Here is a 16,623-nt window from a genome sequence, read left to right as displayed (position 1 = left end):
CGACCGTCAGCCCAAGTGGCCCAGTCGGCGGCTGAGTTCGTCGGCGCCCTCCACCAGCACGGGTGCCAGTTCGTGCATCCGCTCCTCGGTGAGCCGGAAGGCGGGACCCGAGGCGGTGAGGGCGGCGACGACCTTGCCGTCACGGGAACGCACCGGCGCCGCCATGGCGTTGAGGCCCTCCTCGTACTCCTCCACCGTCATCGCGTAACCCTGCTCGCGGACCCGGGTCAGCTCGGCCTCCAGTTCCTGCCGGGAGGTCAGCGTGCGTGCCGTCATCCGTTCCAGTCCGGCCGCCGCGACGAGTTCCTCCCGGCGGCCGTCCGGGAGATGGGCGAGCAGGACCTTGCCGCTCGACGTGCAGTGCATCGGCGTCAGCCGGCCGACCCAGTTCTGCGCGGTGATGGCGGACCGGCCGCGCACCTGGTCGAGATTGATCACATGGTGGGACTCCAGGACCGCGATGTTCATCGTCTCGCCCAACTTGTCGGCGAGGCGCTCGCAGATCCCGCGCCCGTGCCTGGTGACGTCGATGCGCCCGGTGACCGCGCCGGCCAGCCGCACGATGCCGAAGCCGAGGCGGTACTTCCCGCGCTCGCCCTCCTGCTCGACCATCCCGTGCGCCTCCAGCGCGCCGAGCAGACGGAACGCGGTGGACTTGTGGACGTCGATCGCCTCGGCGACCTCACTCACCCCTGCCTCGCCGCGCTGCGCGAGGATCTCCAGCACGGTGACGGCCCGGTCGACGGACTGCACCCCGCCGCCGGAAGCGCCCCCGGACTCGGTGCCGTAGCTGCTCATGGCGGAACCCTATGCGAACGAATCGGCGCCGGTCAGCGGAAGACCACCGTGCGACGGCCGTTGATCATCACCCGGCTCTGGCTGTGCCACTCCACGGCCCGGGCCAGGACCTGCGCCTCGACGTCACGGCCCAGGGTGACCAGACTCCCGGCGCTCTGGGCGTGGTTCACGCGGATCACGTCCTGCTCGATGATGGGCCCCTCGTCGAGGTCCGGGGTGACGTAGTGGGCGGTGGCCCCGACGAGCTTCACGCCCCGTTCGTGCGCCTGGACATAGGGCCGGGCGCCCTTGAAGCTCGGCAGGAACGAGTGGTGGATGTTGATCGCCCGGCCCTCGAGCTGCTTGCACAGGTCGTTCGACAGGATCTGCATGTAGCGGGCGAGGACCACGAGGTCGATGTCCAGCCGGTCGACCAGGTCGAGCAGGCGCGCCTCCGCGTCCGCCTTGGTCTCCGGGGTCACCGGCACGTGGTGGAAGGGGATGCCGTAGCTCTCCGCGAGCGGGGCGAAGTCCCGGTGGTTGGAGACGATCGCCGGCACCTCGATGCCGAGTGCGCCGGTGCGCTGCCGGAAGAGCAGGTCGTTCAGGCAGTGGCCGTACTTCGACACCATGATCAGGGTGCGGGTCGGGGTGGTCGCGTTCCGCAGCTGCCAGGTGATCCGGTACGCCTCGGCGACCGGTGCGAAGCCGGACCGCAGCTCCTCCAGACCGGTGCCCGGGTCCGAGACGTCGAAGTGGACGCGCATGAAGAAGCGGTCCTGGAGCCGGTCGTCGAACTGCTGGCTCTCCTGGATGTTCCCCGAGTGCCGGACCAGGAAGCCGGTGACGGCGTGGACCAGGCCCGAGCGGTCGGGGCAGGACAGGGTGAGGACGAACTCGCGGTCGGAGTGCGGTCGAAGAGACACTGAGTCCTCCCGAAGGCTGCGCGATACGCAACAGTGCGACTGATACGCAACATGGTCCCGGCTCTGGCCACCCCCGGTCAAGAGCCGGCTCCCGGTGCGGCGGCAGCGGAACGGCTGGTGCTTGTACGACCGGTCACGGGCGTGTGAGGATCATGAACGGTCACCTCGTGCCCGTCCGGCACACCAGCCGTCCCGGAAGGGGAACCGCGTTGACCGCAGCCGCCGGCCCGCTCGGAGGATCACCGCTCTGGTCGCATCCGGGGCTCGGGCTGCACGCCGTCCTGGGTGCCTCCGGATCGGTCCGGCTGGGCACGCCCGGCCAGGAATGGGCCACCCTGGTGCCGTTGGTCGAGGTCACCGCCACCGGGCACGGACGCCTGTGGTCGGGGGAGCGCTTCATCGAGACGGCGATCGGCGACCGACTGGCCTACCGCGACCACGGGACGGTCCGGGACGGAGACCGTGAGCGCACCACGATCCGGCTGGCGGACCCGGAGACGGGCCTGGCGGCGGAGGTGCTCCTGGAGACGGTGGCGGGCGCCGGTGCCCTGCGCTCGCGGGTGCGTCTGGTCAACGAGGGGGTGGCGCCGCTGCGGCTGGAGAGCGTGAGCACCCTGACCCTCGGCGGCATCACCGACCCCGACGGCGGCGTCGACGGACTGACTCTGCACTGGGCGGACAACGACTGGCTCGCCGAATGCCGCTGGCGCGAGGCCCCCTTCCGGGAGCACATCGCCCCGCTGAGCCGGTTCGCACACGGTCACGAGGGACGCGGCTGCTTCGAGCGCCACTCGCAGGGGAGCTGGTCCACCGGCCGCCACCTGCCGATGGGCGCGCTCACCGACCGTTCCGGGCGGACCTGGCTGTGGCAGATCGAGTCCAGCGCGGGCTGGCGCTTCGAGACCGGCGAACGCGAAGGCGCCGCCTACGCCGCCCTGTTCGGCCCCGACGACGCCCACCACCAGTGGTGGCACACCCTCGCGCCCGGCAAGGAGTTCGTCACCGTACCCGCGGTCCTCGTCCGCGGCGGCACCGGCGGCCTCGACACCGCCTTCGGTGAACTCACCGACCACCGCAGGCGGTTCCGCCGCGACCACCCCGACCGCCGCGCCCTGCCGGTGATCTACAACGACTACATGAACACCCTCATGGGCGACCCGACCACCGGCAAACTCCTGCCGCTGGTAGCGGCGGCGGCGAGGGCGGGCGCCGAGGTCTTCGTCATCGACGCGGGATGGTACGACGACGACGCCCAGGGCTGGTGGGACGCAGTCGGGGCGTGGGAACCCGCCCGGGGGCGGTTCCCCGGCGGCATCCACGAGGTGCTGGACGCGATCCGGGGCCACGGCATGGTCCCCGGCCTGTGGCTGGAGCCCGAAGTGGTGGGCGTGCGCAGCCCTTTGGCCCGCAGCCTGCCGCCCGAGGCCTTCTTCCGGCGCGGCGGCCTGCGCGTGACGGAACACGGACGCCACCACCTGGACCTGCGCCACCCCGCCGCCCGGGCCCACCTGGACGCGGTGGTGGACCGGCTGGTCGGCGAGTGGGGCGTCGGGTACCTCAAGCTCGACTACAACATCAACAGCGGACCCGGCACGGAGCACGGCCCGGAGAGCCCCGGCGCCGGACTGCTCGGCCATCACCGCGCCCACCTCGACTGGCTGTCCGGCCTCCTCGACCGGCACCCCGGCCTGGTCCTGGAGAACTGCGGCTCCGGCGGCCTGCGCATGGACTACGCCCAACTCTCCGTCGCCCAGCTCCAGTCCACCAGCGACCAGCAGGACCCCCTGCGTTACCCGCCCGTCGCCGCGGCCGCCGCCACCGCCGTCACCCCCGAACAGGCCGCGGTGTGGGCCTACCCCCAGCCCGACCACACCACCGACCGGATCGCCTTCACCCTCACCGGCGCACTGCTGGGCCGGATCCACCTCTCCGGCTTCCTCGACCGCATGGACGACGAGCAGTTCGACCTCGTCCGGTCGGCGATCCGCGTCTACAAGGACATCCGGCCGGCGATCGCCGAAGCCCGCCCCTTCTGGCCGCTGGGCCTGCCGGGCTGGGACGACGCCTGGATCGCCCACGGCCTGCGCGGGCACGGCTCCACGTACGTCACGGTGTGGCGGCGCGAGCGGCCCGGCGCCCCGGCGAGCCGCACGCTCACCCTTCCCCATCTGCGGGGCGTCGACCTGCGCCCGGAGGTGCTCCAGCCCACGACGGCCGACGCCACGGCCGAGTGGGACCCGGCCGAGGGAGAGCTGACCGTCGGTCTGCCGCGTCCCGACACCGCCGTACTGCTCGGGCTGGGCGGGACCGCGTGAGCGCCTGATCCTCCGTCCTCGCCGACATCGCTCCACCGGCCGCACCGGTCCGCGGAGCGACCTCCCGCGTGTGCGCGCCCGCCGCCTCGCCCTGCCGATCCTGCGCGAACTCTTGACACGCCCGGACCGACTGCGTAGATATGACTGCGCAGTCATGACAGCGCAGTCAGAAAGGGCGGACAGGCCCTCGACGGACCGCTCTGGCTAGGATCTGAGCCGCCGGACACCGGGAGACAGCAATGACGCCAGTCGCAGGACAGGGCAGTGGCCCTGGCGCACCGCGCGCCGTGGACGTGGCGCGGCTGGCCGGTGTGTCCCAGAAGACGGTGTCCCGGGTCTTCAACGGCGAGCGGTACGTCTCCGAGGAGGTCCGCGGGCGGGTTCTCCGGGCCGCGGAGGAGCTCGGGTACCGGCTCAACGGCGCGGCCCGGGCCCTGGCCTCCGGGCGCACCCGTTCGATCGGCGTCGTCACCCTCGGCACCGCCCTGTACGGCCCCGCCTCCCTGCTCATCGGCGTCGAGCGGGCCGCCCGGGACGCGGGGTACGCGCTCCGGGTCGTCAACACGCTGGAGGGCGATCCGGCGGGCGTCGCCGGCGCCGTGGAGTCGCTCCTCGAACAGGGCGTGGACGGCATCGTCGTCTCCGAGCCGATCGACGAGGGCTCGGCGGCGCTCAGCGTCGACGTCCCCGTCCTGGTCCTCGGGGCGCCGGCCGCCTTCGGTGGCCCACGGGCCGTGGCCGCGGGCGTCGGCGCCGAGTCGCTGGCCCGGGCGGCCACCGAACACCTGCTGGACCTCGGACATGTGACGGTCCATCACCTGGCCGGCCCGCAGCGGTGGTTCGCCGCCCGGGACCGTCTCCAGGGCTGGCGCGCGGCGCTCGCGGCACGCGGCCGGGAGCAGCCCGCCGTCATCGAGGGCGACTGGTCGGCCTCGTCCGGCTACACGGCGGGCCGTGAACTCGCCGCCGCCGGCGACGTCACCGCGGTGTTCGCCGCCAACGACGACATGGCCGTCGGCCTGATCCGGGCTCTGCTGGAGGCGGGCCTGCGCGTGCCGGAGGACGTCAGCGTCGTCGGCTTCGACGACATCCCCGTCTCCGCCTATGTCACCCCGCCGCTGACCACCGTCCGCCAGCCCTTCGACGCCGTGGCCCGGGAAGGACTCCGGCTCCTGGTGCAGGCCATCGAGAAACCGGACGCCGAGCCGGCACCGGCGGGCGACCCACCGGTCGAACTCGTCGTACGCGCCTCCACGGCACCCCCGCCGACGGGCGGACCGGGTCCGGCCGCAGGCTCCCGCGACTCCGCGCACGCGCCCCCGGCCACCACCGACTGACCCGCACGTCCCGGCCACCGCAGGCAGCCTCGCGGGGCCGGGAGGGGAGACCGAGCCGAGTTCACCGCTCCCGAACCGCCCTCCACGACCGTGGACTTCCGCCGCGCGGGACAACCCGAGCGTGCCGGTCCCGGCCCCGCGCCGCCCACCGGAACCCGGTGACGACGCCGACGCCGCACCACCCCTTCCTTCCTTTCCCACCCTCACGACGCGCCCTCGCCAGGCGTGCCGTCCCTATGCCCCTCGGCGGGAGTTCACCATGCCCCGATCCTTCGTCCCCACGTCCGCCACGAGCCGCCGGCGGTTCCTCGCCGCGACCGGAGCGCTCTCCCTCAGTGCCGCGCTCACCGCCTGCAGCGGCGGTGACCCGGGCGGTTCCTCCGGCTCAGCCGAGCCGGTCGGTCAGGCCGACATCGACAAGGCGATGCGGACCCCGACCCACCTGACCTTCTGGACCTGGGTGCCGGACATCCAGCAGGAGGTCGCCCTCTTCGAGAAGAAGTACCCGGCGATCAAGGTCAAGGTCGTCAACGCCGGCCAGGGCGTCACGCACTACACCAAGCTGCGCACCGCGCTGAAGGCCGGCAGCGGCGCACCGGACCTGGCGCAGATCGAGTACCAGGCCGTTCCCACCTTCACCGTCACCGACAGCCTCCTCGACCTGAGCCCGTACGGCGCCTCGGCGCTCAAGGAGAAGTTCGTCGACTGGACCTGGGGACAGGTCAGCGGCCCCGACGGCGAGGTCTGGGCGATCCCCCAGGACACCGGCCCCATGGGGATGCTGTACCGCAAGGACATCTTCGACAGGCACGGCATCGACGTCCCGACGACCTGGGACGAGTTCGCCGAGGCGGCCCGCAAGCTCCACAAGGCCGACCCGGGTGTCTACCTCACCAACCTCGCCGCCAACGAACCCGCCGCCTGGCACGGCCTGTTGTGGCAGGCGGGCGCCAAGCCCTACGCCACCTCCCGCAAGAGCACCCTCACCATCGACGTCGACGACACGGTCTCCAGGAAGCTCGCCGACTACTGGGGCGGGCTCGCGAAGGAGGGCGTCATCAGCACCGACCCCGACTTCGTCGACGCCTGGTACGCCGGCTTCAACAAGGGCAAGTACGCCACCTGGCTCACCGCCGCCTGGGGCCCGGCCTTCCTGTCCGGCTCGGCCAAGTCCACCGCGGGCAACTGGCGCGCGGCCCCGCTCCCGCAGTGGGACGCCGCCAAGCCCGCCTCCGGCAACTGGGGCGGCTCCACCACCGCGGCCATGCGCTCCACCAAGAACCCGATCGCCGCGGCCCAGTTCGCCCAGTTCCTCAACAGCGACCCGGCCTGCGCGAGGATGTTCGCCACCGAGCAGTTCTTCTTCCCGGCCACCAAGTCCCTGCTCACGGACCCGGATTTCACCGGAGAGGCGCCCGCCTTCTACGGCGGCCAGAAGGTCAACCAGGTCTTCGCCGACATCGGCGAGACCGTCTCGCCCTCCTTCCAGTGGCCGCCGTTCCTCGACCAGGCGGCGACCGACTGGACCGAGACCGTCGGCAAGTCCCTCGCCGACAGGTCCGACACCGTCACCGCGCTCGGTCAGTGGCAGTCGCGCCTGACGACGTACGCCAAGAAGCAGGGCTTCACCGTCAAGGGGGCCTGAGATGGCCGCCGACCGCTCCAGGAGGGCCGGGCCCCTGTTCGTGGCCCCCTTCCTCGTCCTCTTCCTGCTGCTCTTCCTCGCACCCCTCCTCTACGCCGCCTACCTCAGCCTCTTCCAGCAACGCCTCGTCGGCGGCACGGTCTTCGTCGGCCTCGACAACTACGCCACCGCCCTCAAGGACCCCCTGCTGCTGCACGGCGTCGGCCGGGTTGCCCTGTTCTTCCTCCTCCAGGTCCCACTGATGCTGCTGCTGGCCCTGGCGTTCGCCCTCGCCCTCGACAGCGGCCTGCTGCGCCTGGCCCGCGTGATCCGGCTCGGCATCTTCGTGCCGTACGCCGTCCCGAGCGTGGTCGCCGCACTGATGTGGGGCTACCTCTACGGCCCCGACTTCGGCCCCTTCGCCCAACTGAGCCGGGAACTCGGCCTGCCGGCCCCGGACTTCCTCAGCGGCGGCTGGATGCCGGCCAGCCTGTCGAACATCGTGACCTGGGAGTTCGTCGGCTACAACATGATCATCCTGTACGCGGCCCTGCGGACGATCCCGCACGACCTGTACGAGGCGGCCGCCATGGACGGAGCGGGCGCCTGGCGGATCGCCCGGTCGATCAAACTCCCCGCGCTACGCCCGGCGTTGCTGCTCACCCTGCTGTTCTCGGTGATCGGCAGCTTCCAGCTCTTCAACGAGCCCAAACTGCTGATGGCCATCGCGCCGGACGTCATCAGCAGCTCCTACACCGCCAACCTCTACGCCTACTCCCTCGCGTTCACCGGCGACCAGCTCAACTACGCGGCGACGGTCTCCTTGCTCCTGGGCCTGGTCATCGTCATCGCCTCCTACGCCGTGCTCCTGACCGCGAACCGCAGGAGGACCGCATGACGACCACCCTGCGGCCGCCACCGGTGACCGCGCAGACCCCGGCCGCACCCGTACGCCACCGGCCCGCCGCCCGGCGCCGCAGCACCCCGCTGACGATCGCCATGCTCGCGGCCCTCGCCTACTTCCTCCTCCCGCTGTGCTGGCTGCTGATCGCCTCGACCAAGAGCACCCAGGACCTGTTCGACAGCTTCGGCCTGTGGTTCTCGCACGCCCCGCAGCTCCTGACGAACATCCAGGCGACCTTCACCCAGGACGACGGCGTCTTCGTGCACTGGCTGCTCAACACCGTCCTGTACGCCGTCGTCAGCGCGCTCGGCGCCGCCCTGCTCGCGGCGGCCGCCGGGTACGGCTTCGCCAAGTTCCGCTTCCGCGGCGACCGGTTCGCCTTCAACCTCGTCCTCGGCGCCATCATGGTCCCGGCGACCGCCCTGGCGATCCCGACCTACCTGCTGTTCGCCAAGGCCGGCCTGGTCAACACGCCTTGGGCGGTCATCCTGCCGTCGCTAGTCAACCCCTTCGGCCTGTACCTGATGCGGGTGTACGCGGCCGACGCCGTGCCGGACAGCCTCCTGGAGGCCGCCCGCATCGACGGCGCGGGGGAGGCCCGGATCTTCTTCCGGATCGCCCTCAGACTGCTGGCGCCCGGCCTGGTGACCGTCCTGCTCTTCACGCTCGTGGCGACCTGGAACAACTACTTCCTGCCGCTGATCATGCTGAACGACCCGAACCTGTACCCCATCACGGTCGGCCTCTCGTCCTGGGCCGCCCAGGCGCAGAACGGCGGAGCCGGAGCCAGCAGCGACATGCTCCCGCTGGTCGTGACCGGCTCCCTGCTCTCGATCGTGCCGCTCGTCATCGCCTTCCTCGTACTCCAGCGCTACTGGCAGAGCGGCCTGGCCGCCGGCAGCGTCAAGCAGTAACTCCCCCCTCGATCCCGGAGGTTCACCGATGGCGGTCCTGCCCGCCCACGTCCTGTTCGGTGCCGCGTACTACCACGAGTACACGCCCGCGTACGACCCCGGCCTGCGGCCCGACGAACGGCTGAAGACCGACCTCGACCTCATGGCGGAGGCGCACTTCACCGTGATCCGCGTCGGCGAGTCGGTCTGGTCGACCTGGGAGCCCGAGAACGGCCGTTTCGACCTCGACTGGCTCCGGCCGGTCCTCGACGGCGCCCACGAGCGCGGCATCTCCGTCATCCTCGGCACCCCGACCTACGCGGTGCCGCCGTGGCTGGCCCGCCAGTACCCGGAGATCACCGGCGAGCGGCGCACCGGCGAGCGCATCGGCTGGGGCGCCCGGCAGGAAGTGGACTTCACCCACCCCGCCTTCCGCTTCCACGCCGAGCGGATCATCCGGAAGATCGTCGCCCGCTACGCCGACCACCCCGCGGTCATCGGCTGGCAGGTCGACAACGAACCGGGCCTGCACCTCCTCCACAACCACGGAGTCTTCCAGCGGTTCGTGAACCACCTGCGCGCCACCTACGGCGACGTCGAGACCCTCAACCGCGAGTGGGGGCTGGTCTACTGGTCCCACCGGCTCTCCGACTGGTCCGACCTGTGGACCCCGGACGGCAACGAACAGCCCCAGTACGACGTCGCCTGGCGGGAGTTCCAGGCCCGGCAGGTCACCGAGTTCATCGGGTGGCAGGCGGACATCGTCCGCGAGTACGCGGCCCCCGAGCACTTCGTCACCACCTGCATCTCCTACACCCGCCAGGGAGTCGCGGACGACGAGCTGTCCGCCCGGCTCGACATCGCCTCCGGCAACCCCTACTACGACATGCAGGACGGCCTCCTGCTGCCCGACCCCACCCCCGACGCGCACGAACAGACCTGGAAGACCACCGGTGTCTGGTCGATGTACCAGACCGCCGACTGGATGTTCTCCTCCCGCCAGGAGGCCTTCCTCGTCACCGAGACCAACGCGAACTCCATCGGCTTCGCCTGGGACAACCGGCCCGGCTACGACGGCCAGTGGCGCCAGGCCGCCTGGGCGCACGTGGCCCGGGGCGCCCGGATGATCGAGTACTGGCAGTGGCAGACCCTGCGCTTCGGCGCCGAGACCTACTGGGGCGGAGTCCTGCCGCACAGCGGCCGGCCCGGGCGCACCTACGCCGAGATCGCCCGCCTGGGCGCCGAGTTCGCGAAGGCCGGTCCCCTCGTCGCCGGGCTCGAACCGGACGCCGACATCACGATGGTCTGCTCCACGCCCAGCAAGTGGCTCATGCAGAAGCACCCGCCGCTCGCGAAGCCCGACGGCACCCCCGACCCCGCCGCCTACCACCGCATCTTCGACCCCTTCTACCGGGGCGCCTTCGAGTCCGGCCGCCAGGTGCGGATCCTGCACGCCCGGCACCTGCTGGAGGGTGTGACCCCGCAGGAGTGCGCCCGCCGCCACCCGGTACTGGTCGTCCCCGCGCTGTACATCGCCGACGACGCGACCCTCGACCGGCTCGCCGCCTACGCCCACGCCGGCGGCCACCTCGTCCTCGGCCCCCGCACCGGATACGCCGACCACGAGGCCCGCGCCCGGCACGAGAAGGCACCCGCCCGCCTCACCGAGGCCGCGGGGGTGTCGTACGACGAGTTCAGCAATCTCGCTCACACCGTCCCCGTGCACTCAACGGGCCCTCTGAGGCTGCCGGAGGACGCGGCGGCGACCCGCTGGGCCGACACGCTGACCGTCACCGACGCCGAGGTGCTCGCCGGCTACCGGCACCCGCACTTCGGGAAGTGGCCCGCGATCACCACCCGTCGGCACGGCGAGGGCCGCGTCACCTGTGTCGGGACGGTCCCGGACCGCGCCCTCGCACGGGCTCTCGCGCAGTGGCTGGCGCCGGTCGCCCGCCACGGCTGGCAGGACCTCCCGGACACGGTCACCGCGACGACCGGCACCGCGTCCGACGGGCGCCGCCTGCACATCGTCCACAACTGGAGCTGGGAGCCGGCCCGTGTCGTCGCTCCCGTGGATCTGACCGACGTCCTGAACGACGCCCCGGTCCCCGCAGGCGCCCAACTGGAGCTCGGCGCCTGGGACGTACGCGTGCTCGTCACCGCGGACGACTGAGCACCACCGCGGTCACCCTCGAAGGAGAGGCAATGCAGAGAAGACGGCTGGGACGGACACTGGGCACCTTCGCCGCGGCAACCGCGCTGGCGGCGATCCCCCTGAGCAGCGCGCACGCGTACAACCCGACCGGAGGAATCCTCTACCAGCTCGGCAGCGAACCCTGCCTGAAGGGGCGGGGCAACTGCGCCGTCTACCCCAAGTCGGCGCAGTTGCCGAGCGGGCGCCTGGTCGCGTCCTTCGAGAAGGCGACCGTCGTACCGCGGACGGGCAGCGCCGACGGAGAGACCCTGCCGGTCTACAAGAGCGACGACCGCGGCACGTCCTGGCAGCCGCTTTCGGAGGTGAAGGCCCCCGCCTACCTGTCCACCGACCCCAAGTACGCCAAGTACACAAGCAACTGGACCAACCCGTACCTCTACACGCTCCCGCAGACCGTCGGAAACCTGCGGGCCGGCACCCTGCTGCTGGCGAGTGTCGTGTCGGGCGACGACCACTACTACAAGGAGCACAAGGCCGCCGACCCGGACTGGACGCCCACCAACGACGGCGACCGCAAGAACCTGGCCATCGCCCTGTACTCCAGCACCGACGAGGGCAGGACGTGGAAGGTCCTCAACGTCGTCGCCACCGGCGGCTGGCAGGGCGGCAGCGCGGGCGCCGTCGGCCGGAACATCGCGGCCGCCAACACGTACCAGCAGGTGGATCCCGTCTGGGAGCCGTACCTGATGGTCCATCAGGGCCGGCTCGTCTGCTACTACTCCGACGAGAACGACTACCTCGGCATCGACCCGGTCACCGGAGCCCCGATACCGGACCCCGCGAACGCCACCGCCACCGACTCGCACGGCCAGATCCTCGCCCACCGGACCTGGGACGGCCGTAGCGCGGGGTGGAGTTCACCCGTCGTCGACGTCGCGGGACTGACCGACGACATGGGCGGCGGCAAGACGGAGATCGGGGGCGGCCGGCCGGGCATGACCAACGTGGTGCCCACCACGGACGGCAAGTGGCTGCTGACGTACGAGTACTGGGGCGGCGGGGCGAACGTCCGGTACGCGCTCGCCGCCGACCCGCTGAGGTTCCGCGCCGGCACCTCGGGGGCGGTCACCGCCCTGCCCGTCGACACCGGTTCGCACCCGCTCGCGACCGGCGGCAGCCCCGTGATCATCCGGCTTCCCGACGGGCGCCTGGTGTACAACGCGGCAGGCAGCGGCAACGTCTGGGTCAACGACGGCGGAAGCAGCACCGGCGTGTGGAAGGAGTACCAGACCACCTCACGGGCCGGCTACAGCCGCAACCTCCAGTACGTCGCCGGCACCGGCCGTGTCGCGATCCTCAACAACCAGGACACCTCGACGATCGCCTACGCCGAGGTCGACCTGGGCCGCACACAGGGCGCTTACTACCGCCTGGTGAACAGGAAGACCGGCCAGGTGATCGGCACCGGCGGCAAGACCAACGACGCCAACCTCGGCAACGGGGACGTGCCCGACGTCGTCCTGGAGAACGCGGGCGCGACGGCGAACAAGGACACCCAGTACTGGCACGTGGTGACCGAGCCGAACGGCGGCACGACCCTGCTCAACAAGGCGGGCGGCCGCGCGGCGGCGATCTGGACGGGGAACGCCACCGTCGGGCAGCGGATCGGCCAGTGGGTCGACAACAGCCCGACGGGAAGCTGGAACCTCGTCGGGACGGCCGACGGTTACTACCGGTTCCAGGCGGTCAGGAACACGGACGTGTATCTGACCGGAGCGTCCGCGGGAGCACCGCTGACCCTCCGGAACGCCGTCGCCGACGGCTCGCAGGACTGGCGGCTCGTTCCGGCCGGCTGAACCTCGGACCGCGTGCCGGCGGCGCCCAGGGGCGCCGCCGGCACCGCTCACCTCACCTCACCTCACGCGCGTACGGCGCCACGGCGATCCGGTCGATCAGCGGCGCGTACCGGGAGCGGAGCAGCACCCCGGGGAAGGTGTCCGAGGCGTAGGTCGTGCCGTCGAAGTTCGGCAGCTCCTCGGAGCGGAAGCCGATCGTGTTCCGCCCCTTCTTCAGGGTGACGGGGACGGTCAGCTCCCAGAAATTGTTCTCGTGGAAGCTGTGCGGGAAGCCGACCCGGCGCGGCTCCCCGCCGTTCACGGTGATGTCGGCGTGCCGGGCCAGCGGGTCCGGGTTGTAGTGGGTGGCCTCCGACTGCTCCGGGTTGGAGTAGCGGATCCGCAGCGCGTACAGGCCGGCCCGGTCGGCCGTGACATCGAACGTGGCCGTGTTGCCGTTGCCCGGGTCGCCGCCGATACCCGTGATCGCCGTGCCGTCGGTGGCCAGGGAGAGCGGGGTGAGCGTGGCCGAGCCCGCGAGCACGGCGTCCTGGGCCTCGTACGTCCGGGTCTTCAGGGCGCCCTCGCTCGGCGTGACCGTGAGGCGGTCGACGAGGGTGACGGACGAACCGCCCGTCACCGTCACCTTGTTGACGCCGCCTGAGAGGGAGACGGCGACGCTGCTCCGGTTCTTCGCCAGCCGCAGGACGTCGTGTCCGTTGACGGAGAGCCGGGCGCCGGTGCCGCCGAGGGTGTCGACGGCGAGGGTCGCCTCGCGGTCGGCGGGGGAGTACACCCAGAAGGTCGCCGTCTGGTCCTTGGCGAGCCGGACCGCGCCTGAGCCCGAGCCCGAGCCCGGGAGGTCGTAGACGGGCCGTGCCCCGCCGCCCGGCCAGGCCAGCTCGCCCTCGTACACCCGGGTGCCGGCCGTGGGGCTCGGCAGGGACAGGGTGAGGCGGTCGACGATGGCGTCCCCCTTCGTCACGCGCTTGCCGTCCAGGCTCTTGGCGGCGAGGGTCAGGGTGTGCCTGCCCTTGGTGAGCTTCACCTTGGTGTCGCTGTGGTCCCACACCACCCACTTGTAGCCGAGCGGGAGGTACAGCTGCTCTTCGCTGTCGGCCCGGCCGTCCACCCGCAGGAAGACGTTCGTGGGGCCCTGTTCCCTCACCTTGTCGAAGGTGTTGAGGGAGTTGGCGAAGACGCTCAGGTCGTAGGTGCCGTCCTCGGGCACGTCCACGGTGAAGTCGAGCGTGACGTCCGAGCCGGTGCGCAGCCCGCCCACGTCGTAGCCGCCGGAGGTGTAGAACTTCGACACGTCGGAGGTGGAGCCCTCCGGGCCGTTCCTCGAGTAGCCGGACCCGGTGTGGGCGGCGTCCTCCGCCTCGTAGGAGCCCTGCCAACGGACCGACGGGGACTGGGTGTTCGCCGTCGTCTTCCCGGCCGGGGTGAGGACGATATCGTACGCCGAGGACTCCTTCAGCTTCGGCAGCGTGCCGTCACCGAAGTCGACGGTGACCGTGCCGTCGTCGGCGACCTTCAGGTTCGTCTCGGTGAGCAGCTTCGGGCCGGAGTTGTCGCCGACCTGGCCGCTCCACTCGATCTCCCGCACCCAGGCGTGCACGTTCTTGCCGAAGAGCTTCTTCTGGACGCCGGAGAAGGTGATGTGCCCCTTGCCGGTGGAGCCGCCGAAGATCAGCCGGGCCTGCTTCCTCTTCTCGTCCAGCGTGGCCACGCCCTGCATCGTGTAGTTCTGGCCGGGGAACGGCGGGGTCACCGTCACGGTGTGGCCGCTCATCGAGGCGTACGCGTTCAGCAGCCACCACTGGCCGTTGCCCCGGTTGGACTGCACCGCGGAGTCGGAGAGGTTGCCGTCGATGTTCCAGTAGGCGATGTCGGCGTCCACCTTGGACTCCTCGATCGCGGAGACCCACTGGATCATCTGGCCGGGCACGGAGGTGTGGTAGTTGAAGGCGTACTCGTTGATGTTGACCGGGAGTCGGGTGCCCTCGTGGTCGGTGCCCTTGGACAGCTCCTTCTCCCACGCCCGGTACTTGGCGACGCTCGCGCGGACCGCCTCCGGGTGGCTCAGCTCGTGCCAGGTGATGACGTCCGGGAGCGTCCTGGCGGCCAGGGTGTGGGTGAGGAAGCCCTTCACCTGGTCGTACAGGACGCTGGTGTTGGGGCCGGCGATCCGCGCGCCGGGCATCCTGCCCTTGATGAGCCGGTAGGCGGAGTCCCAGGCGGCGAAGTAGTCGTCGGGGTCGCTGAGCCAGCTCACCTTGTCGTAGCTCCACTGACCGGTGCCGAACATGTTGCCCTCGGGCTCGTTGAACGGCACGAAGACCACGTTGTCCTGGTACCGCTCCGGGAGCTTCAGGACTTGGTCGACCTGTTTGGCGATCTTCTCCTCGTAGAGCCTGAGCTTCTCCGCGGGGGTGTCGCCCGGCCACTCGTAGGGGAAGCCGCGGTGGATGTCGGTCATGTAGACGTACACGTCGCCGTCGGTGGAGTCGGCGAGGGGCCCCACCACGTCCAGCGCGTCGGCCCCGGGATGCTGCGGACCGTCCTGGGCCTTGGTGGAGACCGTGCGCAGCCCCATGCCCTCGATGAGGTTGTTGGTGGGGACGTCCGGTCCGTACACGCCGTAGAGGGTGCCGGAGGCGCCGCCGTGGAAGGCACCGGTGTCCGAGCCGAGGTCGACGGTGAGCTCGCCCTCGCGGACCACGGTCACGGTCGCCCGCACCGCTCGTCCGGCCGCGGTCCCGGCCACCGTGAAGGTGCCGGGGCGGGCGTACTCCTCGGGCGGCACGGCGTCCCAGACGACGGGTGTGTCGCGGTCGTAGCCGTCGGAGAAGGCGGCGCGGACGGCGGCCGGGAGGGCCGGGGCGGTCCCGTCGGTCGTACGGACGTCGAAGGACGTCGTCGACAGGTCCTGGACGGTCGGCACGGTACCGACCAGGCCGGCCACCTGTTCGGCGCTGAGCGCCGCGTGCCACACGGTGAAGTCGTCGACGGCGCCCTTGAGCAGCGGGTCCGGGTAGAAGGACTTGCCTATGAAGCCGGCCGTCGTAGCCGAACCGCCCAGCAGGTCCCTGGCCTTGACGGCGGTCGGCGCCGAGGACACCGCCACCCCGTCGAGGTAGGTGGTGAGCCGGCCGGCGGAGGAGTCGAGGGTGACGGTGACCGTGCGCCACGCGTCCGCGGGCAGCGCCGCGTACCCGCGGACCTGGGCCTCGGCGCCGCCCCCGCCGGTGGTCACGGAGGTCTGGAACAGCCCGTTGCCGTTGTACGGCGTGCTGAAGAGGTACCTGGTGGTGTCCGTGCCCAGATCGAAGATCCGTTGCCAGGACGACTGGTCGCCGCTCCACTTCACCCGGGCGGAGACGGTCAGGTCGCTCGCGTCGCCGACCACTTCGCGGGGCAGCCGGACGTAGGCGCCGTCGGAGGTGGGCGCCCCGCCGGGCAGGGACAGCGCACTGCCGCCGTCCGCGCCGGCCACGGACCGGGCCGTCGCGCCGTTGACCAGACTCGCCGTCAGGCCGTTGCCGGAGCTGTCGGTGATCCTTCCGGAGGCGAGGTCGTCCTGGTCGAAGGTGTAGCGGGCGGCGGGCCCGGGCGTCTGCGCCGCGTGCGCGGGCACGGCGGGCGCGGCCAGCAGGCCCGCGCCGAGGGCCAGCGCCATGGCGGCCGGCGCCCGGCGGCGCGTGGATCTGTCAGCGGATGACATGGATACGTCCTCAATCGTCGCGTTGCGGATTCGGGTCGGCCCGCCTTGATGGCCGTCGAACCGATTCGATCCAGGCGGGTGCGGGGGCAGGGAACGCGTGCGGGGGAGAGGGTGTCTTTTATACACATCT

At 71.3% G+C, this 16,623-nt stretch carries 10 protein-coding genes; 7 read left to right on the top strand and 3 right to left on the bottom strand.

Features of this window, described 5'->3' with window-relative positions:
* Nucleotides 1-6: 6 nt before the first annotated feature.
* Together AOJ26_RS19400 and purU are read right to left on the bottom strand one after the other, a co-directional pair.
* A complete protein-coding gene (locus AOJ26_RS19400) occupies nucleotides 7-798 on the bottom strand; it encodes an IclR family transcriptional regulator (RefSeq protein ID WP_053849580.1) in 792 nt (263 codons plus the stop codon).
* Between the two features lie 32 nt (nucleotides 799-830).
* Nucleotides 831-1,703, bottom strand: coding sequence for a formyltetrahydrofolate deformylase (gene purU, locus AOJ26_RS19395; RefSeq protein ID WP_053849579.1), 873 nt, complete (start codon nucleotides 1,701-1,703; stop codon nucleotides 831-833).
* 209 nt (nucleotides 1,704-1,912) lie between these two features.
* Here purU and AOJ26_RS19390 point away from each other — a divergent pair, with 209 nt between their 5' ends.
* The 7 genes from AOJ26_RS19390 to AOJ26_RS19360 all read left to right on the top strand — a co-directional run bounded on the left by AOJ26_RS19390 (nucleotide 1,913) and on the right by AOJ26_RS19360 (nucleotide 12,787).
* Nucleotides 1,913-4,018, top strand: coding sequence for an alpha-galactosidase (locus AOJ26_RS19390; RefSeq protein ID WP_053849594.1), 2,106 nt, complete (start codon nucleotides 1,913-1,915; stop codon nucleotides 4,016-4,018).
* Nucleotides 4,019-4,257: 239 nt separating this feature from the next.
* Nucleotides 4,258-5,355, top strand: coding sequence for a LacI family DNA-binding transcriptional regulator (locus AOJ26_RS19385; protein WP_053849578.1), 1,098 nt, complete (start codon nucleotides 4,258-4,260; stop codon nucleotides 5,353-5,355).
* Nucleotides 5,356-5,614: 259 nt separating this feature from the next.
* Nucleotides 5,615-7,000 (top strand): ABC transporter substrate-binding protein, encoded by a 1,386-nt coding sequence (locus AOJ26_RS19380; protein WP_053849577.1) that lies wholly within the window; start codon nucleotides 5,615-5,617, stop codon nucleotides 6,998-7,000.
* Nucleotide 7,001: 1 nt separating this feature from the next.
* Nucleotides 7,002-7,877 (top strand): carbohydrate ABC transporter permease, encoded by an 876-nt coding sequence (locus AOJ26_RS19375; protein ID WP_053849576.1) that lies wholly within the window; start codon nucleotides 7,002-7,004, stop codon nucleotides 7,875-7,877.
* Nucleotides 7,874-8,797: a carbohydrate ABC transporter permease gene (locus tag AOJ26_RS19370; protein WP_053849575.1), complete on the top strand. Its 924-nt coding sequence runs from the start codon at nucleotides 7,874-7,876 to the stop codon at nucleotides 8,795-8,797. Before AOJ26_RS19375 ends, AOJ26_RS19370 begins: the two co-directional genes overlap by 4 nt.
* 28 nt (nucleotides 8,798-8,825) lie before the next feature.
* Nucleotides 8,826-10,949 carry a beta-galactosidase gene (locus tag AOJ26_RS19365; protein ID WP_053849574.1) on the top strand — a complete coding sequence of 708 codons (2,124 nt, stop codon included), beginning with the start codon at nucleotides 8,826-8,828 and terminating at the stop codon, nucleotides 10,947-10,949.
* A gap of 32 nt (nucleotides 10,950-10,981) precedes the next feature.
* Entirely contained in the window at nucleotides 10,982-12,787 is a 1,806-nt protein-coding gene (locus tag AOJ26_RS19360) for an RICIN domain-containing protein (RefSeq protein WP_053849573.1), read from the top strand.
* A 52-nt stretch (nucleotides 12,788-12,839) separates the two neighbouring features.
* Here the strand turns inward: AOJ26_RS19360 and AOJ26_RS19355 are convergent, their stop codons facing one another.
* On the bottom strand, nucleotides 12,840-16,448 hold the full coding sequence (locus AOJ26_RS19355; protein WP_053849572.1) for a LamG-like jellyroll fold domain-containing protein: 3,609 nt from the start codon (nucleotides 16,446-16,448) through the stop codon (nucleotides 12,840-12,842).
* Nucleotides 16,449-16,623 lie beyond the last annotated feature (175 nt).

The sequence above is a fragment of the Streptomyces sp. NRRL B-24085 genome (assembly GCF_001282115.1).
Classification (GTDB): domain Bacteria; phylum Actinomycetota; class Actinomycetes; order Streptomycetales; family Streptomycetaceae; genus Streptomyces.
This window is presented reverse-complemented; position numbering and strand designations above follow the sequence as displayed.